Here is a 25,237-nt window from a genome sequence, read left to right as displayed (position 1 = left end):
TAAACGACAGTGGGCCCGACTGGCGAATCGGGCAGGAATGACGGCAGGGTCCGTCACATGTGACGGACCCTGCCGGTCTTTCAGACGCTCGAGGCGTGGATCACTTGGCGCGCTCGAGGATCTCGATCAGACGCCAGCGCTTGGTCGCCGACAGCGGTCGGGTCTCCATGATGCGCACCCGGTCGCCCAGGCCGGCATCGTTGTTCTCGTCATGGGCCTTGAGCCGCTCGCTCTTGGTCATGACCTTGCCGTAGAGGGGATGCTTGACGCGGTCCTCGACGAGCACGGTGATGGTCTTGTCCATCTTGTCCGAGACGACCAGGCCCTCACGCACCTTGCGGTATGTGGTGCGGCCCTCGGTCTCGACCTTGGTGTTCTCGCTCATTGTCAGGCCTTCTTCTCAGGGTCGTCGACGATGCCCAGGTTGCGCTCCTGGAGCACGGTGTAGATCCGGGCGATGTCCTTGCGGACCTCGCGCAGACGTCCATGGGACTCCAGCTGGCCGGTGGCGGCCTGGAAGCGCAGCGTGAACAGCTCTTCCTTCAGCTCGAGGACCTTGGAATTGAGGTCTTCACGGCTGAGACCGCGCAGTTCGGCGGCGGTGGTGGTCTTCGCCATCAGATTTCACCTGCTTCGCGCTTGATGAAGCGAGCCTTGAAGGGCAGCTTGTGGATCGCGAGGCGCATGGCCTCACGAGCGGTCTCCTCATCCACACCGGACAGCTCGAAGAGCACACGACCCGGCTTGATGTTGGCGACCCAGAACTCGGGCGAGCCCTTGCCGGAACCCATGCGGGCCTCGGCAGGGTGCTTGGTCAGCGGGCGATCGGGGTAGACGTTGATCCACACCTTGCCGCCACGCTTGATGTGACGGGTCATGGCGATACGAGCGGCCTCGATCTGACGGTTGGTCAGGTAGGAGCTCTCCAGCGCCTGGATCCCGTACTCACCGAAGGCGAGCTTGGTTCCGCCCTTGGCAGCACCGGTCCGCTTGGGGTGGTGCTGCTTGCGGTACTTAACACGACGAGGAATCAGCATGCTCAGGCTCCTGCGTTCTCGGCTGCCGGTGCCTGGCCCTCGGCCTTGGCGCCGGCGTTGTTGTCATTGCGCGCACCCTCGGCGCGACGGCGTCCACCGCGCTCCGGACGGTCACCACGACGATCGGGACGGCGTCCACCACGACGGTTGGCGCCGGGAGCGGCGGCACGAGCGGCCTTCTGGGCGGCGCGCTCGGCGCGGGTGCCCGTGACGTCGCCCTTGTAGATCCACACCTTGACGCCGATGCGACCGAAGGTGGTGCGGGCCTCGTAGAAGCCGTAGTCGATGTCCGCACGCAGCGTGTGCAGCGGGACGCGACCCTCGCGGTAGCCCTCGGAGCGGCTCATCTCGGCTCCGCCCAGACGGCCGGAGCACTTGATGCGGATGCCCTGGGCACCGGAACGCATCGCGGTCTGCTGCGCCTTGCGCATCGCACGGCGGAAGGCCACGCGGGCCCCCAGCTGCTCGGCGACGCCCTGGGCGACCAGCTGGGCATCGATCTCGGGGTTCTTGACCTCGAGGATGTTCAGCTGGATCTGCTTTCCGGTCAGCTTCTCCAGTGCGCCACGCACACGCTCCGCCTCGGCGCCATTGCGGCCGATGACGATGCCCGGGCGGGCGGCGTACAGGAAGATGGTCACGCGCTCGGAACGACGCTCGATCTCGATCGAGGAGATGCCGGCACGCTCAAGGTTCTTGAGCAGGTACTGGCGGATCTTGACGTCTTCACCAACGAAGGCCGCGTACTGCTTCTCGGCGTACCAACGGGTCTTGTGATCGGTGGTGATGCCGAGGCGGAAGCCATGCGGGTTGATCTTCTGGCCCATGCTCAGGCTCCCTTCTTGCTCTCAGTTGCGGTCTTGTTGGACTTGGGCTCGACGACCACGGTGATGTGGCTGGCGCGCTTCAGGATGCGGCTCGCGGAACCCTTGGCGCGGGGACGGATGCGACGCATGGTCACACCCTCGTCCACGAAGGCCTGCGAGATGTACAGGTCATCGGCGCGCAGGCTCTCGGTGTTCTCCGCGTTCGCGACGGCGGAGGCCACCACCTTGTAGATGGGATCGCTTGCTGCCTGCGGAGCGAACTTCAGCGTGACCAGGGCCTCGTTGACGTCCATTCCACGCACCAGGTCGATGACACGGCGCACCTTCATCGGGCTCATCCGGACGTGACGCGCGATGGCGTACGAGCCAGGACGATCCCCGAGCAGGGCAGCGCGACGGCTGGGCCGGCTTTCGTTGTTGCTCATTCTTTGATCAGTTCCTTGTCTCGCCCGCTCAGCGGCGGCGCGCCTTCTTGTCGTCCTTGACGTGACCCTTGAAGGTACGCGTCGGAGCGAACTCGCCCAGCTTGTGGCCGATCATGGACTCGGTCACGAAGACCGGGACATGCTTGCGGCCGTCGTGCACGGCGATGGTGTGACCCAGCATGTCGGGCACGATCATCGAACGACGCGACCAGGTCTTGATGACATTCTTGGTTCCCTTTTCGTTCTGGGCATCGACCTTCTTGGCCAGATGCTCGTCGACGAAGGGACCCTTCTTCAAACTACGAGGCATTTTCTCTCAGGCTCCCAATCAGCGCTTCTTGCCGGTCTTGCGGCGACGGACGATGAGGCGGCTGCTCGCCTTGTTCTTGTCGCGGGTGCGACCCTCAGGCTTGCCCCAGGGCGACACCGGGTGACGACCACCCGAGGTACGTCCCTCGCCACCACCGTGCGGGTGGTCGATCGGGTTCATGACCACACCACGCACGGTCGGGCGGACGCCCTTCCAGCGCTTGCGGCCAGCCTTGCCCCAATTGATGTTGGACTGCTCGGCATTGCCGACGGCTCCAACGGTGGCGCGGCAACGGATGTCCACCATGCGCATCTCGCCCGAAGGCATGCGCAGCGTGGCGTACTTGCCCTCGCGAGCGACCAGCTGGATCGACGCGCCGGCGCTACGGCCGAGCTTCGCGCCGCCACCGGGACGCATCTCCACGGCGTGCACCGTGGTGCCCACCGGGATGTTGCGCAGGGCCAGGTTGTTGCCCGGCTTGATGTCGGCGTTCTCGCCAGCGGTGACCGTCGCGCCCTGGGTCAGACCCGAGGGGGCGATGATGTAGCGCTTCTCGCCGTCCGCGTAGTGCAGCAGGGCGATGCGAGCGGTGCGGTTGGGGTCGTACTCGATGTGAGCGACCTTGGCCGGCACGCCGTCCTTGTCGTAACGCTTGAAGTCGATGATGCGGTACGACTGCTTGTGGCCACCGCCGATGTGGCGGGTGGTGATACGTCCGGAGTTGTTGCGGCCACCGGTCTTCGGCTTGGGGGCCAGCAGCGACTTCTCCGGGGTGGAACGAGTCAGTTCGACGAAGTCGGCCACGCTGGAGCCGCGACGGCCCGGCGTAGTCGGCTTGTGCTTACGGATACCCATGAGGTCTCAGTTTCCTTGTCTCAGCGAACGTCCGGTCAGGCGACCGGACCTCCAAAGATGTCGATGCGCTGGCCCTCGGCCACGGACACGATGGCGCGCTTGCTGTCGGGGCGCTTGCCCAGACCGAAGCGGGTGCGACGAGTCTTGCCGGGACGGTTGATGGTGTTCACACCAGTGACCTTGACGTTGAAGATCGACTCGACGGCGATCTTGATCTCGGTCTTGTTCGCGTGCGGCGCGACGAGGAAGGTGTACTTGTTCTCGTCGAGCAGGTTGTAGCTCTTCTCGCTGACCACGGGTGCGAGCAGGATGTCGCGGTGGTCGCGGATCTTCACGGAATCGCTCACTTCTCGGTCTCCTCTGCAGCAGCCTCGGACTCCGTGGCCACGGCCTTGGCGCCCCGACCCTTGGCGGGTCCGGCGATGTAGGTGTCGAGGGCGGCCTTGGTGAAGACCACACCGTCGTTGACCACGACGTCGTAGGCGTTGAGCTGGTCAACGGCGATGACGTGCACGGTGGGAACATTGCGCAGGCTCATCCAGGCGACCTCGTCGGCACGGTCGAGGACGACCAGCAGCTTGCTGGCGTCACCGGCGGCGGACAGGGCCTTCAGGGCGGCCTTGGTGCTGGGGGTCTCGCCGGCCACGATCTGGTCCAGGACGAAGACCTTGCCGTCACGGGCGCGGTCGGACAGGGCACCCTTGATCGCGGCGGCGATCATCTTCTTGGGGGTGCGCTGGGCGTAGCCGTGGGGCTGCGGACCGTGCACGGTGCCACCGCCGACCCAGATGGGCGAACGACGCGAACCGTGACGGGCGCGACCGGTGCCCTTCTGGCGCCAGGGCTTGATGCCACCACCGCGGACGTCGCCGCGGGTCTTGGTGGCGTGGGTGCCCTGGCGGGCAGCGGCCTGCTGGGCCACGACAACCTGGTGGATCAGCGGAATGTTGGTCTGCACACCGAAGAGCTCAGCGGGGAGCTCGGTGCTGCCGGCCTTCTTGCCGTCGACGCCGAGGACGTCGACCTTCAGCGACTCGCTCATGCGACATCACCCTTCTTGGCAGCGCTGCGAATGACGACCAGCGAGCCCTTGTTGCCCGGGACCGCACCGCGGACCAGGATCAGGCCGCGCTCGGCGTCCACAGCGTGGATGGTCAGGTTCTGGACGGTGACCTTGTCGACACCCATGCGACCCGCCATGCGCATGCCCTTGAAGACACGGCCGGGGGTGGCGCAGCCGCCGATGGAACCCGGCGAGCGGTGCTTGCGGTGCACACCGTGGGAGGCGCGCAGGCCGTGGAAGCCGTGGCGCTTCATGACACCGGCGGTGCCCTTGCCCTTGCTCACGCCGGTGACGTCGACGACGTCGGCGGAAGCGAAGGTCTCGGCGGTCAGCTCCTGGCCGAGGGTGTACTCGGAGGCGTCCGAGGTGCGCAGCTCGACGAGGTGCTTGCGCGGGGTGACGCCGGCCTTCTCGAAGTGACCGCCCTGGGGCTTGGTCACCTTCTTGGCCTTGACGGCGCCGTAGCCCAGCTGCACGGCGTTGTAGCCGTCCACCTCGGGGGTGCGGACCTGGGTGACCACACAGGGGCCGGCCTGGATCACGGTCACGGGCACGACGCGGTTCTCGTCGTCCCACAGCTGGGTCATGCCGAGCTTGGTGCCCAGCAGACCCTTCACCTTGCGTTCGTTGTTCATGTTCACGGACCTCACGGGAGCTTGATCTCGATGTCCACACCGGCCGGAAGGTCGAGACGCATCAGCGAGTCGACCGTCTTCGGGGTGGGATCAAGAATGTCGATGAGCCGCTTGTGGGTGCGCATCTCGAAGTGCTCGCGGCTGTCCTTGTACTTGTGGGGCGAACGGATCACACAGAACACGTTCTTCTCGGTCGGCAGCGGCACCGGGCCGGCAACCTTGGCACCCGTACGGGTCACCGTGTCGACGATCTTGCGCGCCGACGAGTCGATGACCTCATGGTCATAGGCACGGAGCCTGATGCGGATCTTTTGTCCCGCCACAGTTGTTCCTTCTACTCGTCCAAGCTTGAGTCCGGAGGTTTCCGGCTTCGCGTCGAGGATCCCGGCGGGATCCCCCAAATGCTCACTGATGTCGAGGTCCAAGACCTGGTCCCGAGTGGGACCAGAACCCTCTTTCCTCCGACCCCCGCGGTCGGGTGTGTCGCAACTGTCAGGCACTCACAAACGCTCTATTTCCGTTATGTAGTGCTCTCTTCAGTTCCGTCACCACGGCGACTGCCCAGGATCGGGGCGACATGTCTGGATGGGGCCTGCAGGCAGGTCCATCGGCGACATCACGCGCCAACTCCATCGGAGCAACCTGACAAGTCTGTCATGGGATGGCCGCAGATGCCAAATCGGGGATCGGCCCCCCGATCCCCTCCCCTTTTCAGGGGGTCGATGGCAGTCTGGGAACACCCTGCGGCCCCTTGGGGCCGGCCCCGACCACCACGACGAAGGAGTTGTGATGGACGTCGAACTCAGCGAGGTACGAGACTTCCTGGCCGAGCACGATCCCTTCCGCGAGCTGCCGGCGACGATCCTGGACGAGCTGCCCAGCCGATTGCAGCTGCGCTACCACCGGCGCGGCACGGTGCTGATGGAGGTGGGACGCCCCAACAACACCCTGTACATCCTGCGCTCGGGTGCCGCCGACATCGTCGACGCCACTGGCACCCTGGTGGAGCGCACCGAGCCCGGAGACAGCTTCGGTGCCTCCTCGCTGCTGTCCAAGGCTCCGTCGCGCTACACCATCACCGCCGTCGAGGACAGTCTGGTGCTGGTGATGGGCTCCGAGGTCTTCCAGCACCTGGTGGACCACTTTCCCCACGTGCGCGACCACTATGACCAACAGGCCGATGGGCGCCTGCGCCGCGCCGTGGCGGTGCAGCAGTCGGCAGACCGGAGTTCGGCAGCCTGGTTGCGCACCCGGGTCGACGACATCGGAACCGCCGATCCCCATGGCGTCGCGGCCAGCCTGAGCATCCAGGACGCCGCCCGTGTGATGACCCAGCACCGGATCTCGGCCCTGCTGGTGACCGAGAGCGAGCACATGCGGGGCATCATCACCGACCGGGACCTGCGATCCAAGGTGGTGGCGCAGGCGCTCGACGTGTCACTGCCGGTCTCACGGATCATGACCAATGACCCGGTCCACGTACCACCCGGAACCCAGGCCTTCGAGGCGCTGCTGGAGATGACCAGCCGCGGCGTGCACCACCTGCCGGTGGTGGAGGACGGTCGCGCCGTGCGCATCGTCACCTCCGGCGACATCGTGCGGCTCCAACAGACCGACCCGGTCTTCCTGGTGGCAGACATCTCGCGCCAGAAGGACGTGGCGGCGCTGTCCCGGCTGGCCGCACGAACTCCATCGCTGGTCGCCCAGCTCTTGCGCCAGGACGCGTCCGCCCATGACATCTCGCGCCTGTTGTCCACCTTCGCCGATGCCTTGACCCGTCGGTTGATCCACTTCGCCGAGCAGGACCTGGGGCCGGCTCCCGGCCCCTGGGCCTGGATCGCGCTGGGCTCCCAGGCGCGCCGGGAGCTGTCGGTGCATTCCGACCAGGACCACGCCCTGGTGGTCGCCGACGGCGTGCTGGACTCCCCCGGCGCAACGGACTGGTTCGCCCAGCTGGCCGAACGGGTCACCTCCGGGCTGGCCCAGTGCGGGCAGGAGCTGTGCCCCGGTGAGGTGATGGCCAGCAATCCCACCTGGCGGATGAGCGTGAGCCAGTGGCGACGACAGTTCGCCCAGTGGATCCACGAGCCCTCGGCCGAGGCCGTGCTGCACAGCCAGATCTTCTTCGACGCCCGCACCGTGCACGGCGACCCCGCCCTGCTGGCCGCCATTCGCTCCGAGACGCTGGCGGCAACGCCACGCGCCGCTCGCTTCCTGGGCCACCTGGCCTCGCAGGCCGTCGAGCGACAACCTCCGGTGGGCTTCTTCCGTGGGCTGGTGCTGGCGGCGAAGGGCGAGGAGGCCGAGACCTTCGACATGAAGGCCGATGGCGTCCACGCCATCATCGAGATCGCGCGGGTCCATGCCCTGGCCCAGGGAATCGATGCCGTGGGAACCCTGGACCGGTTGCGCATCGCCGCGGCCCATGGAGCCCCGAGCCTTGCCGACCTGACCGATGCCTTCGAGTTCGTCACCCACGTGCGATTGGCCCACCAGAGCCGCCAACTCGAGCAGGGCCTCACCCCGGACAACATCGTGCGGGCCGATTCACTGTCGAACTTCGACAAGCGCCACCTCAAGGACTCGTTCGCGGTGATCCGCAAGGCGCAGGAGGGCCTGTCGTACAGCTACCAGACCCACCTGATGAGCTGAGGACACCATGGCCCTGTTCCGGAAGTCACCCCAACAGCGCAGCCATCGGCTGCCCGAGGGTCCCCTGCGTGACTGGGCGGAGACCCCCCTGCCAGCACCGTCCACGCCGGCACGCGAGCTGCGGCTGCTGGCCGTCGACGTGGAGACCACGGGCCTGGATCCGAAGACGGACCGCCTGTTGAGCATCGGCTGGGTGCCGGTGGATGGCAATGCGATCCCCTTGCGAGGGGCTGGTCACGTCGTCCTGCGCGGCGCAACCGAGGTGGGGCAGAGCGCCACCATCCACCGCATCACCGACGACCAGTTGGCCGCCGGCATGGAACCGGCCCAGGCACTCACCCAGCTGCTGCAGGCCTTGCGGGGCCGCGTCCTGCTGGCGCACCACGCGGTGATGGAGACCGGCTTCCTGGAGGGGGCCATGAAGCAGGTCTGGGGGAACAGCGTGTCCCTGCCCACCGTGGACACCATGCAGTTGCAGTACCGCCTGCTCACCAAGGGCTTCGACGACGAGCCGCCGCCCGGCTCCCTGCGGTTGTGGGCGGCCCGCGACCAGTACGGGCTCCCCCGCTATCGCGCCCACGAGGCACTCACCGACGCGCTGGCCTGCGCCGAGCTCTACCTGGCACAGGTCAGCGAGATCGGTTGGGAGACCCCGCTCAAGAAGCTGCGCTGAGGGCCGCTCCCCGAGCCTGTCGAAAGGGTCACGCTCCCCGAGCCTGTCGAGGGGCCGGGAGCTCGGTCCTCAGAGCGTCGCGCGGAAGGCCTTCAGACGGCGGATCGACGAGTCGTGGCCGAGCAGCTCCATCGACTCGAACAGCGGCGGGCTCACATTGGAGCCGGTGATGCCCACCCGCACCGGGGCGAAAGCGAACTTCGGCTTGATGCCCAGGTCGTCCACCAGCTTGGCGCGCAGGGCGGCCTGGATGGTGTCGGCGTCGAAGGGCTCCAACCCCTCCAGCACGGCCAGCGCCGCGTCGAGCACGTCGGCGGCGTCGTCCTTGAGCTTGGCCACCACCTCGTCGGGGGCGCTGATGTCGGCGTCGGCCGCGAACAGGAAGGCCAGCTTCTCCTTCGCCTCACCCAAGAGCGTCAGGCGCTCCTGGATCAGCGGGGTGGCACCCACCAGCAGCTGGCGACCCCGCTCGTCAAGCGTCGGCTCGCCCTGCTCGGCCCAGAAGGCCTCGATCCGAGCGGCCAGTTCCTCGGCCGACATCTGGCGGATCCAGGCACCATTGAGCCAGTTGAGCTTGTCCAGGTCGAAGATCGGCCCGGCCGGATTGATCTTGGACCAGTCGAAGGCGGCGACGAACTCGTCGAAGGTCTGGACCTCCTCCCCCTCCCGCACCGGCGGGTAGCCCAGCAACATCAAGAAGTTCAGCAGTGCCTCGGGAAGGTAGCCCTGCTCCCGGAACCAGGTGAGCCGCGCGGCGGGGTTCTTGCGCTTGCTGATCTTGGACTTGTCGGTGTTGCGCAGCAACGGCATGTGGGCAAAGCGGGGCATCGGCAGGCCGAGCCACTTGTAGAGCAGCATGTGCTTGGGGGTGGAGCTGATCCACTCCTGTCCGCGCACCACATGGGTGATGCCCATCAGGTGATCGTCGACGACCACGGCCAGGTGGTAGGTCGGGAAGCCGTCGGTCTTGAGGATCACCTGGTCGTCGGGACGCGGGGCATGCGTCTCACCGTTGATCAGGTCGTCGAAGGTGAGCTCGACGTCGTCGGGCACCAGCATGCGCACCACGGGCGTCTCCTGGAAGCCGGGCAGCTGGGCCCTCTCCTCCTTGGTCTTGCCCAGGCACAGCCGGTCGTAACCAACCACGTCGCGCTTTTCGGCCTGCTGCTGCTCGCGCATCTGCTTCAGCCGCTCGGCGCTGCACCAGCAGTGGTAGGCGTGCCCGTCGGCGATCAGCTGGTCGACGAAGGGGCGGTAGGTGTCCAGCCGTTCCGACTGCTTGTAGGGCCCGAAGTCACCCCCCTGGAGCGGCCCCTCGTCGGGCGCGAGTCCGAGCCAGTCGAGGGTGTCGTGGATCTGCTGCTCCGAGCCCTCCACCAGACGAGCCTGGTCGGTGTCCTCGATGCGCAGCACGAAGGCGCCACCGGTGCGCTTGGCCCAGGCCTTGTCGAACAGGGCCATGTAGGCGGTACCCACGTGGGGATCACCGGTCGGGGACGGGGCGACACGCAGTCGCGCAGGGGTCAGGGCGTCGCTGGAGTGCTGTTCAGTCATGATGCCCGCAGCCTATCGTCCGACGGCCCTCACCCGTGGCCAAGGCCGGGCCCGCGCATGCTAGTTTCAACGCCATGACTGCACCCATTCCTGCTGCCGCCAACAATGACTTCATTCGCGACGCGATCCGGCGTGACAATGAGCAGGGAACCTATGGCCAGCGGGTGCAGACACGCTTCCCCCCGGAACCCAATGGCTACCTGCACATCGGCCATGCCAAGGCGATCGTGCAGAACTTCGGGGTGGCCGAGGAATTCGACGGGGTGTGCAACCTGCGCCTGGATGACACCAATCCCGGCACCGAGGAGGTCGAGTTCGTCGACTCCATCAAGGACGACATCGCCTGGCTCGGCTACACCCCCGGTGTGACGGTCCACGCCTCCGACTACTTCGAGCAGCTCTACCAGTGGGCCGAGCACCTGGTGGAGCAGGGCCTGGCCTATGTGGACGACCAGGACGGCGAGACCATCAGCGCCCAGAAGGGTGGCTTCGGGGTGCCCGGCACCAACTCCCCCTTCCGGGACCGTCCCGCGGCAGAGAGCCTCGACCTGCTGCGTCGGATGCGCGCCGGTGAGTTCCCCGACGGGTCGCGGTGCCTGCGCGCCAAGATCGACATGTCCGCCGAGAACATGTGGTTGCGCGATCCGGTGATGTACCGCATCCGCCACGCCAGCCACCACAACACCGGTGACCAGTGGTGCATCTACCCCACCTATGACTGGGCCCACGGCCAGAGCGACGCCATCGAGGGCGTCACCCACTCGCTGTGCAGCCTGGAGTTCGACGCGCACCGCCCGCTCTACGACTGGTTCCTGGAGCACCTGCCCCTGGCCGGTGACAAGCCCCGCCAGATCGAGTTCGCCCGGCTGGAGCTCACCCACACGGTCACCTCCAAGCGTCGGCTCAAGAAGCTCGTCGAGGACGGCATCGTCGACGGGTGGGACGACGCTCGGATGCCCACCCTGCGCGGCATGCGGCGTCGCGGTTACCCGGCAGCGGCGATCCGCGACTTCATGACCGCGATCGGCACCACCCGCAACAACTCGGTCAAGGCGATCGAGGAGTTCGAGGCCTTCGTGCGTCGCGAGCTGAACCAGACCGCCCAGCGTCGGATGGCGGTGCTGCGGCCCCTGAAGCTCACGCTGACCAATTGGCCCACCGACGAGAACGGCGAGCCGGTGGTGGAGTACTTCGAGGTCTCCAACAACCCGGAGCGGGCCGAGGACGGCCTGCGCAAGATGCCCTTCAGCGGCAGCCTCTACATCGAGCAGGATGACTTCGCCGAGGTGCCGCCGCCCAAGTACTTCCGCCTCACCCTGGACCGGGAGGTGCGGCTGCGCGGGGCCTACTTCGTGAAGGCCCATGACGTGGTCAAGGACGACGAGGGCACTGTGGTGGAGGTGCTGGCCACCTACGATCCCGAGACTCGCGGTGGCGACGCCCCCGATGGGCGCAAGGTGAAGTCAACCATGCACTGGGTCTCGGCCGAGCACGCGCAGGATGCCACCGTGACGCTCTACGACCGGCTCTTCTCCGCCAAGAACCCGGGCGAGGAGACCGGCGAGGCGATGGATGACCTGAACCCCGACAGCCGCGAGATCCTCACCGGCTGCAAGGTGGAACCCGCCCTGGCCGAGACGCCCGCGGGCGACGTGGTGCAGTTCGAGCGCACTGGCTACTTTGCGGCCGACCCCGACCAGCCGATGCTCTTCCATCGCACGGTGGGACTGCGCGACGAATGGGCCGCCCAGCAGAAGAAGAACAAGAAGTAGCAGCCTTCTCGGGCTCGACAGGCTCGGCCGCCGGATTGGCGATCCCCGAGCTTGTCGAGAGGGTCAGATGATCCCCAGGCCCTTGGCCACCCACCACAGCGCGAACAGCGTGCCGCCCACCATCAGGGCCACGGCCGCCAGCACCATCGCGGTGGCCGCCACCAGGTAGACGACGCTGTGGCGTCGCACCCGGTCCGGGTCGGCGACCGCGCGCTCCAACAGGCGCAGGTTCTTGCGATTGCTGCGGAAACCGATGTCGGCCAGGTCTCCGACGAGCGGGATCTGCCCCAGCGTCGCGTCCAGCCCACAGTTGAGGACCATGCGCCCCAGCACCGGCAGCGGCACCTGGGCCCGGACCGCGTCCACCAGGATCAGGCTCGCCATCGTGGTGGTGGCCGCGTCGCCGAGGCCCGGGACCAGCCCCAGGAGCGCGTCGGCCCCCACGGTGATCCGGGTGCCGGGGATCGTCACCAGGTCGTCCAGGGCATGCGCCAAGCTGCGCGAACGCCGCGTCTGTTCCACCGGGGTCTGTTGCGCTCTCTGGTCTGGGGTCACCCGTCCACGGTAGCCGGACGGAAGGGACCCACCCCGCTGCCTCGCGCCCATGGCGTCCCGCTCGGCCAACAGCTGAATGCGTGCGCGCCCGAAGACCCCACGCCGATGCGGCACTAGGCTCTCAACCATGACTCCCACCTCCACCTACCGGCTGCAGATCACCCCCGACTTCCGGCTGCAGGATGCGGCGGCGCTGGTCGACTACCTGGACGCCCTGGGCGTGGGGGCGATCTACCTCTCCCCCGTGCTGACCTCCACCACCGGCTCTGGGCACGGTTACGACGTCACCGATCCCACCACCATCGATCCGCAACGTGGTGGCGAGGACGGTTGGCGCGAGCTGGTCAGCGCTGCCCGAGGCAAGGGGCTCGGGATCGTCGTCGACATCGTCCCGAACCATCTGGGCATCGCCAAGGCCTGGGAGAATCCGGCCTGGTGGAGTGTGCTGGCCCACGGCCAGGACTCCGACTACGCGGACTGGTTCGACATCGACTGGAGCGCACCCCGGATCACCGTCCCGGTGCTGGGCAGTCCGGATGACCTCGACAGGCTGGAGCTCAGCGACGACCTGCGCGAGCTCCGCTTCTACGAACACCGCTTCCCGGTGGCCGAAGGAACGGCCCAGCCCGGTGACAGTCCCCGTGAGGTGCACCAGCGCCAGCACTACGAGCTGATCCCGGGATCGCAGGGCAATGACCTGCTCACCCACCGTCGCTTCTTCACCGTCGCCACCCTGGCCGGGTTGAGGGTGGAGGACCCGGCGGTCTTCGACGCGACGCACGAGCGGGTCCTGCGGATGGTCCGGGAGGACGGCATCGAGGGGCTGCGCATCGACCACCCCGATGGTCTGCGTGATCCCCGGGGCTATTTCGCCCGGCTGCGCGAGCTGTGCCCCGAGCAGTGGCTGATCGCCGAGAAGATCCTGGAGCACGCAGAACCGGTGCCCGACTGGGCGATGGACGGCACCAGTGGCTACGACGCGATGACCGAGGTCAACCAGGTCTTCGTCGACTCCAGCGCGGAGGACTTCTTCACCAGGGACTACCTGGAGCGCACCGGGGACGAGCTCGACGTGGAGCAGCACATCCTGGTGGGCAAGCGATGGATGGCCCAGACCATGTTCGGGGCAGAGATGCGTCGCATCCTCGACGCCCTGGACCTGGCGGACCTCAGCCGCGAGGATGCCGCCCGCGCCATGCAGGAAGTGGCCGCCCGGATGGAATTCTACCGCAGCTACCTGCCCGAGGATGATCGCGCCCTGACCGCTGCCCTGGGGAACACCCGCCACGACCTGCCCGAGCTCGGCCCGGTGCTGGACGTGCTGGAAGCCCAACTGCTGGATGGCCGCAACGAGGCCGCACTGCGCTTCCAGCAGTTCACCGGTGCTGTCATGGCCAAGGGCGTGGAGGACACCGCGTGGTATCGCGCGAATCGTTTCGTCGCCCTCAATGAGGTGGGCGGTCATCCGCAGGGCTTCGGCATCGACCTGAACACCTTCCATCGTGCGATGGAACGTCGTGAACTCGTGCTGCCGCGCTCCATGACGGCCCTGTCGACCCACGACACCAAGCGCGGTGAGGACGTCCGGGCCCGGTTGGCGGCCCTGGCCGAGCTTCCCGAACAGTGGGCGGCCTTCGCGGATGTCTTCCAGGCTCGCACGAGCATCCCCGAACCCACCTTTGCCCATCTGTTGGCGCAGACCCTGGCAGGCGTCGGACCGGTGGAGCGGCAGCGGCTGCACGACTACGCCGTCAAGGCGATGCGCGAGGCCGGTCTGGCGACCAACTGGATCGAACCCGACGCTGGCTTCGAGACCGCCGTGCACCAGGCGATCGACGCGGCCTATGACGATGAGGCCCTGGCGCAGGCCTGGCATGAACTGCAACGCGTCCTCACCCCCCTGGGGCACTGGAACAGCCTCTCGCAGAAGCTGGTCCAGCTGACGATGCCGGGCATTCCCGACGTCTACCAGGGCACCGAGATCTGGGACGACTCGCTCGTCGATCCCGACAACCGTCGGGCCGTGCACTTCGACCAGTTGCGTCAACTGCTCGACACCGACAGCAGCGACCCGCTGGATCCGGCCTACAAGCAGAAGCTGGTTCGCACCGTGCTCACCCTGCGCCGTGAGCGCCCCGAGTTGTTCACCGGCTACCGTCCGGTCGTGGCCTCGGGTCTGGCGGCCGGCCATCTGCTGGGCTTCGAGCGCAGTGGTCTGGTGGCCCTCGCCACGCGACTGCCGCACCGTCTGCAGAACCTGGGGGGCTGGCAGGACACCACCATTGATTTGGACGGTGAGTGGGTCGAACAGCTCGGCCAGCAGCGCGTCGGTGGGCGGATTGGACTCGGCCAGCTGATGGACCACTCCCCCGTTGCGGTGCTGGTACGCGCCTGAGCCTGCCGTACCCAACGTGCCTGACCGGGCCCCGAAGCCCGTGCAGTGTTCCGCCCCCGGCATAAGTCGCTCGTGCAGCCCAGCGCAGGAGCGCTCGCGCCGCTACCGTGGTGTCAACGCTCCCGTGTGGGGGCAACCCGTACCCAAGGAAGAAGGACCTCATGGGACTGTTCGACAGCATCAAGGACAAGCTGAGCGGAAACAAGGACGACGCCGCACAGCCGGCGCCCGAGGTGTCGCCTGACGACCAGGCTCGCATCGATCAGCAGCAGGCCAGCAATGAGGCCACCGCCGCTGCGGCCCAGGCAGAGCTCGACGCCCAGCAGAAGGCCGAGGACGAGGCCCGTGCCAAGGCCGAGGCCGACCAGAAGGCCAAGCAGGAAGCCGCCGCCAAGGCCGAAGCCGAGCAGAAGGCCAAGGAGAAGGCCGAGCAGGAGGCCGCCGCCAAGCGCGAGGCCGACCAGAAGGCCAAGCAGGAAGCCGCCGCCAAGGCCGAAGCCGAGCAGAAGGCCAAGGAGAAGGCCGAGCAGGAGGCCGCCGCCAAGCGCGAGGCCGACCAGAAGGCCAAGCAGGAAGCCGCCAGCAAGCAGCGCACCTACACCGTGAAGCCCGGCGACAACCTGAGCGAGATCGGCGCGAAGTTCGGTGTGAACTACATGGACATCGCTCGCGCGAACAACATCGAGAACCCCGACCTCATCTACCCCGGTCAGGTCTTCGTGATCCCGGAGTGATCCAGGTCTTGTGACCAACAACGCCACGCGGAGGGGCCGCGCACCATCCGGGTGCGCGGCCCCTCTGTCTTGGCCCACGAAGTAACTCACGACGCTCATCAGAACATCAAGTCCCTCGACATCAAGCAGGGCCCCGATCCTTGCGGATCGGGGCCCTGCTTTTGATCAGGCTTCTCGCCGTGATTCAGATCGTGGGTGACAGGGTCACTTGATGATCTTGGTCACGCGGCCGGCGCCGACGGTACGACCACCCTCGCGGATGGCGAACTTCAGGCCGTCCTCCATGGCGACGGGCTTGTTCAGGTGAACGGTCATGTCGGTGTTGTCACCGGGCATGACCATCTCGGTGCCCTCGGGCAGCTGAACGACTCCGGTCACGTCCGTGGTACGGAAGTAGAACTGGGGCGAGTAGTTCGAGAAGAACGGCTTGTGACGGCCACCCTCCTCCTTGTTCAGGATGTAGACGCTGCCCTCGAAGTCGGTGTGGGGCGTGGTCGAACCCGGCTTGATGACGCACATGCCGCGCTCCACGTCCTCCTTCTTGGTGCCGCGGAGCAGCAGGCCGACGTTCTCGCCAGCCTGGCCCTCGTCGAGGATCTTGCGGAACATCTCAACACCGGTGACGGTGGTGGTCTGCTTCTCCTCGCGGATGCCCACGATGTCGACGGTCTCGCCGGTCTTGACGATGCCGCGCTCGATACGACCGGTGATGACGGTGCCACGACCGGTGATCGTGAAGACGTCCTCAACGGGCATCAGGAAGGGCTTGTCGGTCTCGCGCTCGGGCTGCGGGATGTACTCGTCCACCTGGGCCATCAGGTCCTGGACGCTCTTGACCCACTTCTCCTCGCCCTGCAGGGCCTGGTAGGCGGAGACACGGACCACGGGGCAGTCATCGCCGTCGAAGTCCTGCGACGACAGCAGCTCGCGGACCTCCATCTCGACGAGCTCGATGAGCTCCTCGTCGTCCACCATGTCGCACTTGTTCAGGGCGACGACGATGGCCGGCACGCCAACCTGACGGGCGAGCAGCACGTGCTCGTGGGTCTGCGGCATCGGACCGTCGGTGGCGGCGACCACGAGGATGGCACCGTCCATCTGAGCGGCACCGGTGATCATGTTCTTGACGTAGTCGGCGTGGCCGGGGCAGTCAACGTGAGCGTAGTGACGCTTGTCGGTCTGGTACTCGATGTGCGAGATCGAGATGGTGATACCGCGCTGACGCTCCTCCGGGGCCTTGTCGATCATGTCGAAAGGCGAAGCCTCGTTCAGCTCCGGGTACTGGTCGTGGAGCACCTTCGAGATCGCCGCGGTGAGCGTGGTCTTGCCGTGGTCGATGTGTCCGATGGTGCCGATGTTGCAGTGCGGCTTAGTCCGCTCGAACTTGGCCTTTGCCACTTGGGCTCCTTCTGGATTGCCGCCACGCTCTCCGCGGGGCGTACTGGTGTTTAACCGGCCCGGGGTTGTCCCGCACCGAGGTCTTCATACTTGCCGAGCTTGCTCACCAAACGGTGGGCAAGGCTACCGTCCAAGTTTTGTGCACCAATGGCTCAGAGTCAAACTCGTTGCCGGTGCCAGCCCGGGTGGGGCCGAGAAAACTTCCTCGGCCCCACCCGGAACAGCTTTGTCACTCGCCGCCGTTGGCCTTGGCCACGATCTCGTCGGCGACATTCTTCGGGGTCTCGCCGTAGGAGTGGAACTCCATCGAGTACGAGGCCTGGCCCGAGGTCTTGGAACGCAGGTCGCCCACGTAGCCGAACATCTCGCTCAGCGGAACCAGGGCGCGGACCACGCGGTTGCCGTGCAGTTCGTCCATGCTCTGGACGGCGCCACGGCGCGAGTTCAGGTCACCGATGACGGTGCCCAGGTAGTCCTCCGGGGTGGTCACCTCGACGGCCATCAGCGGCTCGAGGATGGCCGGGTCGGCCTTGCGAGCGGCCTCCTTGAAGACCATCGAACCGGCCAGCTTGAAGGCCATCTCCGAGGAGTCGACGTCGTGGTAGGCGCCATCGGTGAGGGTCACGCGGATGTCCTCCACCGGGTAACCGGCGAGCACACCGAACTGCATGGCCTCCTTGATGCCGGCGTCCACCGAGGGGATGTACTCCTTGGGGATGCGGCCACCGGTGACGGCATTGACGAACTCGTACCCCGAACCCGGCTCCAGCGGCTCCAGGTCGACGATCACCTTGGCGTACTGGCCCGAACCACCCGACTGCTTCTTGTGGGTGTAGTCGACCTTCTCCACCTTGCGGCGCAGGGTCTCGCGGTAGGCCACCTGCGGCTTGCCGATGTTGGCCTCGACCTTGAACTCACGCTTCATGCGGTCGATCAGCACCTCGAGGTGCAGCTCGCCCATGCCGGCGATGATGGTCTGGCCGGTCTCCTCGTCGGTGTGGACGCGGAAGGTGGGGTCCTCCTCGGCCAGACGCTGGATGGCGACACCCAGCTTCTCCTGGTCGGACTTCGTCTTCGGCTCGATGGCCTGCTCGATCACCGGGGCCGGGAACTCCATCGACTCCAGGATGATCGGGTTGGCCGGATCGCACAGGGTCTCACCGGTGGTGGTGTCCTTGAGGCCCATCACGGCGACGATCATGCCGGCGCCGATCGCGTCGATCTCCTCACGCTTGTTGGCGTGCATCTGGTAGATCTTGCCGATGCGCTCCTTCTTGCCCTTGGTGGCATTGAGCACCTGCGTGCCGGCCTGCAGGACACCCGAGTAGATGCGCACGAAGGTCAGCTTGCCCAGGTGCGGATCGGCGGCGACCTTGAAGGCCAGGATCGACAGCGGATCCTCGGTGTTGGGGTGGCGCTCCAGCACGGCGCTCTCGTCGCCGGGCTTGAAGCCCTCGATGGCCGGAACGTCCAGGGGCGAGGGCAGGTAGTCGACGATGGCGTCGAGCAGCGGCTGCACACCCTTGTTCTTGAAGGAGGTGCCGCAGACGACGGCGTTGAACTGGTTGGCCAGGACGCCCTTGCGGATGCCAGCCTTCAGCTGCTCCACCGAGGGCTCCTCGCCCTCGAGGAACATCATCATCAGGTCGTCGTCGGCCTCGGCCACGACCTCCAGCAGCTCGGCGCGAGCGGCCTTGGCCTGCTCCAGCATGTCGGCCGGGATCTCCTCGACCTCGTACATCTCGCCCATGCCGGTCTCGCCGCGGTAGGTCTTGGCGTTCATCTCGACCAGGTCGACGACGCCCATGAAGTCCGACTCGGCACCGATCGGCAGCTGGATGATGGCCGGGGTGGCGTTCAGGCGCTCACGGATGGTCTTGATGCAGTGGTCGAAGTTCGCACCGGTGCGGTCGAGCTTGTTGATGTAGCAGATGCGGGGCACACCGTACTTGGTGGCCTGGCGCCACACGGTCTGGCTCTGCGGCTCCACGCCGGCCACACCGTCGAAGACGGCGACGGCACCATCGAGCACGCGCAGCGAGCGCTCCACCTCGACGGTGAAGTCCACGTGGCCGGGGGTGTCGATGATGTTGATCTGGGTGTCGTGCCAGAAGCAGGTGGTGGCGGCGGAGGTGATCGTGATGCCACGCTCCTGCTCCTGCTCCATCCAGTCCATGGTGGCGGTACCGTCGTGGGTCTCACCGATCTTGTGGTTGATACCGGTGTAGAACAGGATGCGCTCGGTCGTGGTGGTCTTGCCGGCGTCGATGTGGGCCATGATGCCGATGTTGCGGACCTTGGCCAGGTCAGTCTTCAAGTCGATGGCCACAGGGCTTCAACCTCAAATCTTTGAATGGGTTTTGACAGTTTGGACAGATCACGTCCGGGACAGGATTCTAACCCGTCCCGGACGTGATGACGCCCCAACGCCGTCTCCGACGTTGGGGCAACGAATCACCAGCGGTAGTGGGCGAATGCCTTGTTGGCCTCGGCCATCTTGTGCGTGTCCTCGCGCTTCTTGACCGAAGCACCCAGACCGTTCGAGGCGTCCAGGATCTCGTTCATCAGGCGCTCGGCCATCGTCTTCTCGCGACGGGCGCGCGAGTAGGTGACCAGCCAGCGCATGCTCAGCGTGGTGGCGCGAGCCGGCTTGACCTCGATCGGCACCTGGTAGGTGGCGCCACCAACGCGGCGGCTCTTCACCTCGAGCGAGGGCTTGATGTTGTCAAGCGCGCGCTTCAGGGTCTGGACGGGATCCACACCGGTCTTCTCGCGGGTTCCCTCGAGGGCCGTGTAGACGATGTCCTGGGCAGTGGTCTTCTTGCCGTCAACCAGGATCTTGCTGACGAGCTGCGTCACCAGGGGCGAACCGTAGACCGGATCGGCGATGACAGGGCGCTTGGGCGCCGGTCCCTTGCGAGGCATTACTTCTCCTTCTTCGCGCCGTAGCGGCTGCGAGCCTGCTTGCGACCCTTGACACCCTGGGTGTCGAGCGAGCCACGAACGATCTTGTAGCGAACACCGGGCAGGTCCTTCACACGACCGCCGCGGACCAGCACCATGGAGTGTTCCTGCAGGTTGTGGCCAACACCGGGAATGTAGGCAGTCACCTCGATCCCGGACGAGAGGCGGACACGAGCCACCTTGCGGAGGGCCGAGTTCGGCTTCTTCGGGGTGGTGGTGTACACGCGAGTGCACACGCCACGGCGCTGGGGCGAACCCTTGAGCGCAGGCGTACTGTTCTTGCTGACCTTGTCAGTGCGGCCCTTGCGGACCAGCTGCTGGATTGTAGGCACCGGCTGGTATCTCTTTCGTTGTCTGGATGGTCTAACCCTGGCTTGCAGCTTCCGCACAACAGTTGTGGACCACCGTTATCCCCAGCTGGTGCAGTTGTCTGCAGTGCGAAGCTCCGCACCGTTGCCACCCACCTCGCAACGTTTAGGAGGGTGACCCCACTGCCAGGGCACGCACAGAGGCCCGATTTCATCGAGCACAGGTAGCAAATCTACTCGACGCTGCCTCATGGGTCAAAACGTGGGGCGCCGCGGGCTCAGCCCAGAATCGTCGTCAGACGCGATTGCAGCTTCTCCCGATCGGCCTCGTCGAGGTGACCACCCGCGCTGAGCACGTGCTCGGCCAGCTCCGGGTGGCTGGTGCGGGCCTGGAAGAACTGCCGGATGGTCACACCGTGGCTCGGTACGTCGAAGACCTCCACCGCATCGCCGGGGCGGATCGTGCCCGGGCGCAGCACCCGCAGGTAGGTGCCGGCTCCCCCACCGGCGATGAACTCCTTGATCCAACCGGGACGCTCCGCGACCACCTGGAAGGTTCGGCACGGGATCCTGGGAACGCTCACCTGCAACACCGCCTCGCCGATACGCCAGCGCTCCCCCACGATCGAGGCGTTGAGGTCCCAGCCCTGGGTGGTGAGGTTCTCGCCCATCCAGCCGTCGTGCAGCTGGCGCCCCAGCCGCTCTCCCCACAGGTCGAGGTCTTCGCGGCCGACGGCATAGACCGCCTTGTGGGTGCCACCGTGGTGTTTGCGGTCCCCCACGAAGTCACCCTCCACCCCCGAGGCGCGCGGAGCGTCGGGGCTGCGCGGCCCGGGATCACTGACCGTGATGGCCGCCACGGGGCGCTTGTCGTGTCCGGTGGGACGTCGGTAGCCAGCAATGTCCTGCCGCGGAGCGCCGATGTTGGTGGAGAGGATGCGCATCGGGCCATGTTAGCCACACGTGCCGTCCGCAAACAGCGAGCTCACCGCCCTTGGTTGCCACCACGGCAGTGAGCACCTGTCAGCTCTCTGTTTGCGTACGGGCAACCGGCCGAAACGCAAGAGCCGGGGTGCGTCCTGGTGGACGCACCCCGGCTCAGGGATCAGATGAGGATCAGCGCATGTCGCCGAAGTCGAGATCCTCCAGCGGAACCGCCGCGCCCGTGCCCGTGCCGAAGTCGTAGTCGAACGGGTCGTAGCTCATGGTGAAGGCGGTGGCCTTCGCCTCTGCGGTGGGCTCCACACGGATGTTGCGGTAGCGCTCCAGACCGGTACCGGCCGGGATCAGCTTGCCCAGGATCACGTTCTCCTTCAGACCACGCAGCGAGTCCGACTTGCCGTGGATGGCGGCATCGGTCAGCACCTTGGTGGTCTCCTGGAAGGAGGCCGCCGACAGCCACGACTCGGTTGCCAGCGAGGCCTTCGTGATGCCCATCAGCACCGGACGACCCTCGGCGGGCTTGCCACCCTCGGCCAAGGCCTTGCGGTTCTCGGCCTCGTAGGTGGGACGGTCCACCAGCTCACCCGGCATCATCATCGTGTCGCCGGAGTCGATCACCGTCACGCGGCGCAGCATCTGGCGAATGATGATCTCGATGTGCTTGTCATGGATCGGGGCGCCCTGGGTGCCGTACACCTTCTGGACCTCGTCCACCAGGTGCTCCTGCACCTTGCGCACGCCGCGCACGCGCAGCACGTCCTGCGGATCCATCGTGCCGGCGGTCAGCTGCTGACCCGCCTCCACGTGGTCGCCGTCCTGCAGCGAGTACTTGACACCGTCCACCTCGAAGTCGAGGCGGGCACGACGCGGCACCGGGTACTCGAGGTCTTCCTGGCCGTCGTCGCGCTTGATGATGATCTTGCGCGAACGGTCGCCTTCCTCGATGGTGACGCGTCCGGCGGCCTCGGCCATCGGGGCCTTGCCCTTGGGCTGGCGGGCCTCGAAGAGCTCGACCACTCGGGGCAGACCCTGGGTGATGTCGTCACCGGCCACACCACCGGTGTGGAAGGTACGCATGGTCAGCTGGGTTCCGGGCTCACCAATCGACTGCGCCGCGACGATGCCGACGGCCTCGCCCACGTCCACCAGCTTGCCGGTGGCCAGCGAACGGCCGTAGCACATGGCGCAGGTACCGGTGGCGGCCTCACAGGTGAGGACCGAACGCACCTTGACGCTGGTCACACCGGCAGCCACCAGGGCGTCGATCTCCAGGTCACCCAGATCGGTACCGGCGGGCACCACGACCTTGCCCTCGGCGTCGACACCGTCGACGGCCAGGGTGCGGGCGTAGACGGCGGTCTCCACATTGCCCAGCTGACGCAGGGTGCCGGTCTCGTCGGCCTCCGCGATCTGCTTGTTCAGGCCACGCTCGGTGCCACAGTCCTCCTCGCGGATGATGACGTCCTGGCTGACGTCCACCAGACGACGGGTCAGGTAACCCGAGTCGGCGGTACGCAGGGCGGTGTCGGCCTGGCCCTTTCGACCACCGTGGGTGGAGATGAAGTACTCCAGAACCGACAGACCCTCGCGGAAGTTCGACTTGATCGGTCGCGCGATGATCTCGCCCTTGGGGTTGGCCACCAGGCCTCGCATGGCGGCGATCTGACGCATCTGCGTCATGTTTCCTCGGGCGCCCGAGGCCACCATCATGAAGATGGGGTTGGTCTCGGTGAAGTTCTTCTCCATCGCCACGGTCAGTTCGGCCGTCGCGTCGGTCCAGATCTGGATCAGTTCCTGACGACGCTCGTCCTCGGTCACCGCGCCACGCTCGTAGAGCTTGTCGATCTTGGCGGCCTTGGCGTCGTAGCTGGCAATCAGCTCGGGCTTGTTCGGCGGCGTCTGCACGTCACCGATCGAGACCGTCACGCCGGAACGGGTGGCCCAGTAGAAGCCCAGGTCCTTCAGGTTGTCCAGGGCCTGGCCCACAACGACCTTCGAGTAGCGCTCCGCCAGGTTGTTCACGATGGTGCCAAGCTGCTTCTTGCCGACCGTCTCGTTGATGTACGGGTAGTCGACGGGCAGGGCCTCGTTGAAGATGGCGCGTCCCAGGGTGGTCTCGACGATCACCGAGCCGTCGGCACGGACCTCGGCGCCCTCGGGGGCGACGAAGTTCTCGGTCAGGCGCAGCTTGATCTTGGAGCCCACCATCAGCTCCTTGCGGTCGAAGGCCATGATGGCCTCGGCGATCGAGCTGTAGGCATTGCCGCTGCCCACTCCCTCGCGCTCCTGCGTGAGGAAGTACATGCCGATGATCATGTCCTGGGTCGGCAGGGTGACGGGACGGCCGTCGGCCGGCTTCAGGATGTTGTTGGTCGACAGCATCAGGATGCGGGCCTCGGCCTGCGCCTCGGCGGACAGGGGCAGGTGCACGGCCATCTGGTCGCCGTCGAAGTCGGCGTTGAAGGCGGTGCAGACCAGCGGGTGCAGCTGGATGGCCTTGCCCTCGATCAGCTGGGGCTCGAAGGCCTGGATGCCCAGACGGTGCAGCGTTGGTGCACGGTTCAGCAGCACCGGGTGCTCCTTGATGACCTCTTCGAGGACATCCCACACCTGGGGACGCTGACGCTCCACCATGCGCTTGGCGCTCTTGATGTTCTGGGCGTAGTTGAGGTCGTCCAGACGCTTCATCACGAAGGGCTTGAAGAGCTCCAGCGCCATGGCCTTGGGCAGACCGCACTGGTGCAGCTTCAGCTGCGGACCCACGGTGATGACCGAACGGCCCGAGTAGTCGACGCGCTTGCCCAGCAGGTTCTGACGGAAACGACCCTGCTTGCCCTTCAGCATGTCGCTGATGGACTTCAGCGGACGGTTGCCGGGGCCCGTCACCGGGCGACCACGACGACCGTTGTCGAAGAGCGAGTCGACGGCCTCCTGCAGCATGCGCTTCTCGTTGTTCACGATGATCTCGGGCGCACCCAGATCCAGCAGACGCTTCAGGCGGTTGTTGCGGTTGATGACGCGGCGGTACAGGTCGTTCAGGTCGGAGGTGGCAAAGCGACCACCGTCGAGCTGCACCATCGGACGCAGGTCCGGCGGGATGACCGGGACGGCGTCCAGCACCATGCCGGCCGGCGAGTTCTTGCCGTCCAGGAAGGCGGAGACCACCTTGAGACGCTTCAGGGCGCGGGTCTTGCGCTGGCCCTTGCCGGTCTGGATGGTGTTCTTCAAGTTCTCAGCCTCGGCCTGCAGGTCGAAGGTGGCCAGACGACGCTTGATCGCCTCGGCGCCCATGTAGCCCTCGAAGTACTTGCCGAAGCGGTTCTTCATCTCGCGGTAGAGGATCTCGTCGCCCTCGAGATCCTGCACCTTGAGGCTCTTGAACCGGGTCCACACCGCGTCCAGACGATCCAGCTCACGCTGGCTGCGGTCGCGCAGCTGCTTGAGCTCCTTCTCTGCACCGGTCTTGACCTTGTTCTTGATGTCGGCCTTGGCGCCCTCGCTCTCGAGCTGCTCCATGTCCTGCTCCAGCTTGGACATGCGCGCCTCGATGTCGGCGTCGCGACGCTGCTCGATGCGCTTGCGCTCGGTCTCGACCTTGGCCTCCAGGGAGGGCAGGTCGCGGTGACGAGCGTCCTCGTCGACGGCGGTGATCATGTAGGCCGCGAAGTAGATGACCTTCTCCAGGTCCTTCGGGGCGATGTCGAGCAAGTAGCCCAGGCGCGACGGGACGCCCTTGAAGTACCAGATGTGGGTCACGGGAGCGGCCAGCTCGATGTGGCCCATGCGCTCACGACGCACATTGGAGCGGGTGACCTCGACGCCACAGCGCTCGCAGATGATGCCCTTGAAGCGCACGCGCTTGTACTTGCCGCAGTTGCACTCCCAGTCGCGGGTGGGGCCGAAGATCTTCTCGCAGAAGAGGCCGTCACGCTCGGGCTTCAGGGTGCGGTAGTTGATGGTTTCCGGCTTCTTGACCTCGCCGTGCGACCACTCGCGGATCTGGTCGGCAACGGCCAGGCCAATCCGCAGTTCGTCGTAGAAGTTCACGTCCAGCACGTTTGGTTCACTTTCCCCTGCCCACATGGCAGGTGCCTTCTTGGATGTCTGAGTTCGAGTGACGGGGCCCGGGTCTGCCGCC

Annotated in this window: 24 protein-coding genes; 5 read left to right on the top strand and 19 right to left on the bottom strand. The window is 66.3% G+C overall.

Annotation, left to right across the window (positions count from 1 at the left end; translation table 11 throughout):
- Window positions 1–100: 100 nt before the first annotated feature.
- Genes rpsQ through rpsJ form a run of 11 tightly spaced genes read right to left on the bottom strand, consistent with a single transcriptional unit; the run spans window position 101 to window position 5,475 of the window.
- Window positions 101–385, bottom strand: a complete 285-nt coding sequence (rpsQ, locus tag ACOAMO_RS09480; protein WP_420174551.1) for a 30S ribosomal protein S17 — start codon at window positions 383–385, stop codon at window positions 101–103.
- A gap of 2 nt (window positions 386–387) precedes the next feature.
- Entirely contained in the window at window positions 388–618 is a 231-nt protein-coding gene (gene rpmC / locus ACOAMO_RS09475; protein ID WP_420174550.1) for a 50S ribosomal protein L29, read from the bottom strand.
- On the bottom strand, window positions 618–1,037 hold the full coding sequence (gene rplP, locus ACOAMO_RS09470; protein ID WP_420174549.1) for a 50S ribosomal protein L16: 420 nt from the start codon (window positions 1,035–1,037) through the stop codon (window positions 618–620). Before rplP ends, rpmC begins: the two co-directional genes overlap by 1 nt.
- Window positions 1,038–1,039: 2 nt before the next feature.
- Window positions 1,040–1,864: a 30S ribosomal protein S3 gene (gene rpsC / locus ACOAMO_RS09465; protein WP_420174548.1), complete on the bottom strand. Its 825-nt coding sequence runs from the start codon at window positions 1,862–1,864 to the stop codon at window positions 1,040–1,042.
- Between the two features lie 2 nt (window positions 1,865–1,866).
- The gene (gene rplV, locus ACOAMO_RS09460; protein ID WP_420174547.1) at window positions 1,867–2,289 is read right to left on the bottom strand and encodes a 50S ribosomal protein L22; all 423 of its coding nucleotides are present in this window, start codon (window positions 2,287–2,289) and stop codon (window positions 1,867–1,869) included.
- Window positions 2,290–2,317: 28 nt separating this feature from the next.
- A complete protein-coding gene (gene rpsS, locus ACOAMO_RS09455) occupies window positions 2,318–2,599 on the bottom strand; it encodes a 30S ribosomal protein S19 (protein ID WP_420174546.1) in 282 nt (93 codons plus the stop codon).
- 18 nt (window positions 2,600–2,617) lie between these two features.
- On the bottom strand, window positions 2,618–3,454 hold the full coding sequence (rplB, locus tag ACOAMO_RS09450) for a 50S ribosomal protein L2 (protein WP_420174545.1): 837 nt from the start codon (window positions 3,452–3,454) through the stop codon (window positions 2,618–2,620).
- Window positions 3,455–3,489: 35 nt separating this feature from the next.
- Complete coding sequence (rplW, locus tag ACOAMO_RS09445) at window positions 3,490–3,801, bottom strand: 50S ribosomal protein L23 (protein ID WP_420174544.1); 312 nt, start codon at window positions 3,799–3,801, stop codon at window positions 3,490–3,492.
- Complete coding sequence (gene rplD / locus ACOAMO_RS09440) at window positions 3,798–4,496, bottom strand: 50S ribosomal protein L4 (protein ID WP_420174543.1); 699 nt, start codon at window positions 4,494–4,496, stop codon at window positions 3,798–3,800. The genes rplW and rplD overlap by 4 nt, the downstream gene beginning before the upstream one ends.
- Window positions 4,493–5,152, bottom strand: a complete 660-nt coding sequence (gene rplC, locus ACOAMO_RS09435; RefSeq protein WP_420174542.1) for a 50S ribosomal protein L3 — start codon at window positions 5,150–5,152, stop codon at window positions 4,493–4,495. The genes rplD and rplC overlap by 4 nt, the downstream gene beginning before the upstream one ends.
- A gap of 11 nt (window positions 5,153–5,163) precedes the next feature.
- Complete coding sequence (gene rpsJ / locus ACOAMO_RS09430) at window positions 5,164–5,475, bottom strand: 30S ribosomal protein S10 (RefSeq protein WP_015071250.1); 312 nt, start codon at window positions 5,473–5,475, stop codon at window positions 5,164–5,166.
- Between the two features lie 466 nt (window positions 5,476–5,941).
- Between rpsJ and ACOAMO_RS09425 the strand changes: the two genes are divergently transcribed.
- On the top strand, window positions 5,942–7,804 hold the full coding sequence (locus ACOAMO_RS09425) for a DUF294 nucleotidyltransferase-like domain-containing protein (RefSeq protein WP_420174541.1): 1,863 nt from the start codon (window positions 5,942–5,944) through the stop codon (window positions 7,802–7,804).
- Between the two features lie 7 nt (window positions 7,805–7,811).
- Window positions 7,812–8,477 carry an exonuclease domain-containing protein gene (locus tag ACOAMO_RS09420; RefSeq protein WP_420174540.1) on the top strand — a complete coding sequence of 222 codons (666 nt, stop codon included), beginning with the start codon at window positions 7,812–7,814 and terminating at the stop codon, window positions 8,475–8,477.
- Window positions 8,478–8,546: 69 nt separating this feature from the next.
- Here the strand turns inward: ACOAMO_RS09420 and gltX are convergent, their stop codons facing one another.
- Entirely contained in the window at window positions 8,547–9,938 is a 1,392-nt protein-coding gene (gene gltX, locus ACOAMO_RS09415; protein WP_420177006.1) for a glutamate--tRNA ligase, read from the bottom strand.
- Between the two features lie 167 nt (window positions 9,939–10,105).
- On the opposite strand from gltX, the gene ACOAMO_RS09410 reads away from it, so the two are divergent.
- Window positions 10,106–11,803 carry a glutamine--tRNA ligase/YqeY domain fusion protein gene (locus ACOAMO_RS09410; protein ID WP_420174539.1) on the top strand — a complete coding sequence of 566 codons (1,698 nt, stop codon included), beginning with the start codon at window positions 10,106–10,108 and terminating at the stop codon, window positions 11,801–11,803.
- 63 nt (window positions 11,804–11,866) lie between these two features.
- Here the strand turns inward: ACOAMO_RS09410 and ACOAMO_RS09405 are convergent, their stop codons facing one another.
- A complete protein-coding gene (locus tag ACOAMO_RS09405; RefSeq protein ID WP_420174538.1) occupies window positions 11,867–12,358 on the bottom strand; it encodes a DUF4112 domain-containing protein in 492 nt (163 codons plus the stop codon).
- A 127-nt stretch (window positions 12,359–12,485) separates the two neighbouring features.
- Here ACOAMO_RS09405 and treY point away from each other — a divergent pair, with 127 nt between their 5' ends.
- Both treY and ACOAMO_RS09395 read left to right on the top strand, forming a co-directional pair.
- On the top strand, window positions 12,486–14,753 hold the full coding sequence (treY, locus tag ACOAMO_RS09400) for a malto-oligosyltrehalose synthase (protein WP_420174537.1): 2,268 nt from the start codon (window positions 12,486–12,488) through the stop codon (window positions 14,751–14,753).
- A 161-nt stretch (window positions 14,754–14,914) separates the two neighbouring features.
- The gene (locus ACOAMO_RS09395) at window positions 14,915–15,487 is read left to right on the top strand and encodes a LysM peptidoglycan-binding domain-containing protein (protein ID WP_420174536.1); all 573 of its coding nucleotides are present in this window, start codon (window positions 14,915–14,917) and stop codon (window positions 15,485–15,487) included.
- Between the two features lie 204 nt (window positions 15,488–15,691).
- On the opposite strand, the gene tuf is transcribed toward ACOAMO_RS09395, so the two are convergent.
- From tuf to ACOAMO_RS09365, 6 genes are all read right to left on the bottom strand, one after another.
- Window positions 15,692–16,885, bottom strand: a complete 1,194-nt coding sequence (gene tuf / locus ACOAMO_RS09390) for an elongation factor Tu (protein ID WP_420174535.1) — start codon at window positions 16,883–16,885, stop codon at window positions 15,692–15,694.
- Window positions 16,886–17,114: 229 nt separating this feature from the next.
- A complete protein-coding gene (fusA, locus tag ACOAMO_RS09385; protein WP_420174534.1) occupies window positions 17,115–19,214 on the bottom strand; it encodes an elongation factor G in 2,100 nt (699 codons plus the stop codon).
- A 125-nt stretch (window positions 19,215–19,339) separates the two neighbouring features.
- Complete coding sequence (rpsG, locus tag ACOAMO_RS09380) at window positions 19,340–19,810, bottom strand: 30S ribosomal protein S7 (protein WP_420174533.1); 471 nt, start codon at window positions 19,808–19,810, stop codon at window positions 19,340–19,342.
- A complete protein-coding gene (rpsL, locus tag ACOAMO_RS09375; protein ID WP_420174532.1) occupies window positions 19,810–20,181 on the bottom strand; it encodes a 30S ribosomal protein S12 in 372 nt (123 codons plus the stop codon). The genes rpsG and rpsL overlap by 1 nt, the downstream gene beginning before the upstream one ends.
- A 254-nt stretch (window positions 20,182–20,435) precedes the next feature.
- Window positions 20,436–21,101 carry an MOSC domain-containing protein gene (locus tag ACOAMO_RS09370; protein ID WP_420174531.1) on the bottom strand — a complete coding sequence of 222 codons (666 nt, stop codon included), beginning with the start codon at window positions 21,099–21,101 and terminating at the stop codon, window positions 20,436–20,438.
- A 172-nt stretch (window positions 21,102–21,273) separates the two neighbouring features.
- Window positions 21,274–25,155: a DNA-directed RNA polymerase subunit beta' gene (locus tag ACOAMO_RS09365; RefSeq protein ID WP_420177005.1), complete on the bottom strand. Its 3,882-nt coding sequence runs from the start codon at window positions 25,153–25,155 to the stop codon at window positions 21,274–21,276.
- Between the last annotated feature and the right edge of the window lie 82 nt (window positions 25,156–25,237).

The organism is Luteococcus struthionis (assembly GCF_048595755.1).
Lineage (GTDB): Bacteria > Actinomycetota > Actinomycetes > Propionibacteriales > Propionibacteriaceae > Luteococcus.
The sequence above is the reverse complement of the archived record's forward strand: the minus strand, read 5'-3'. Positions and strand labels throughout refer to the sequence as shown.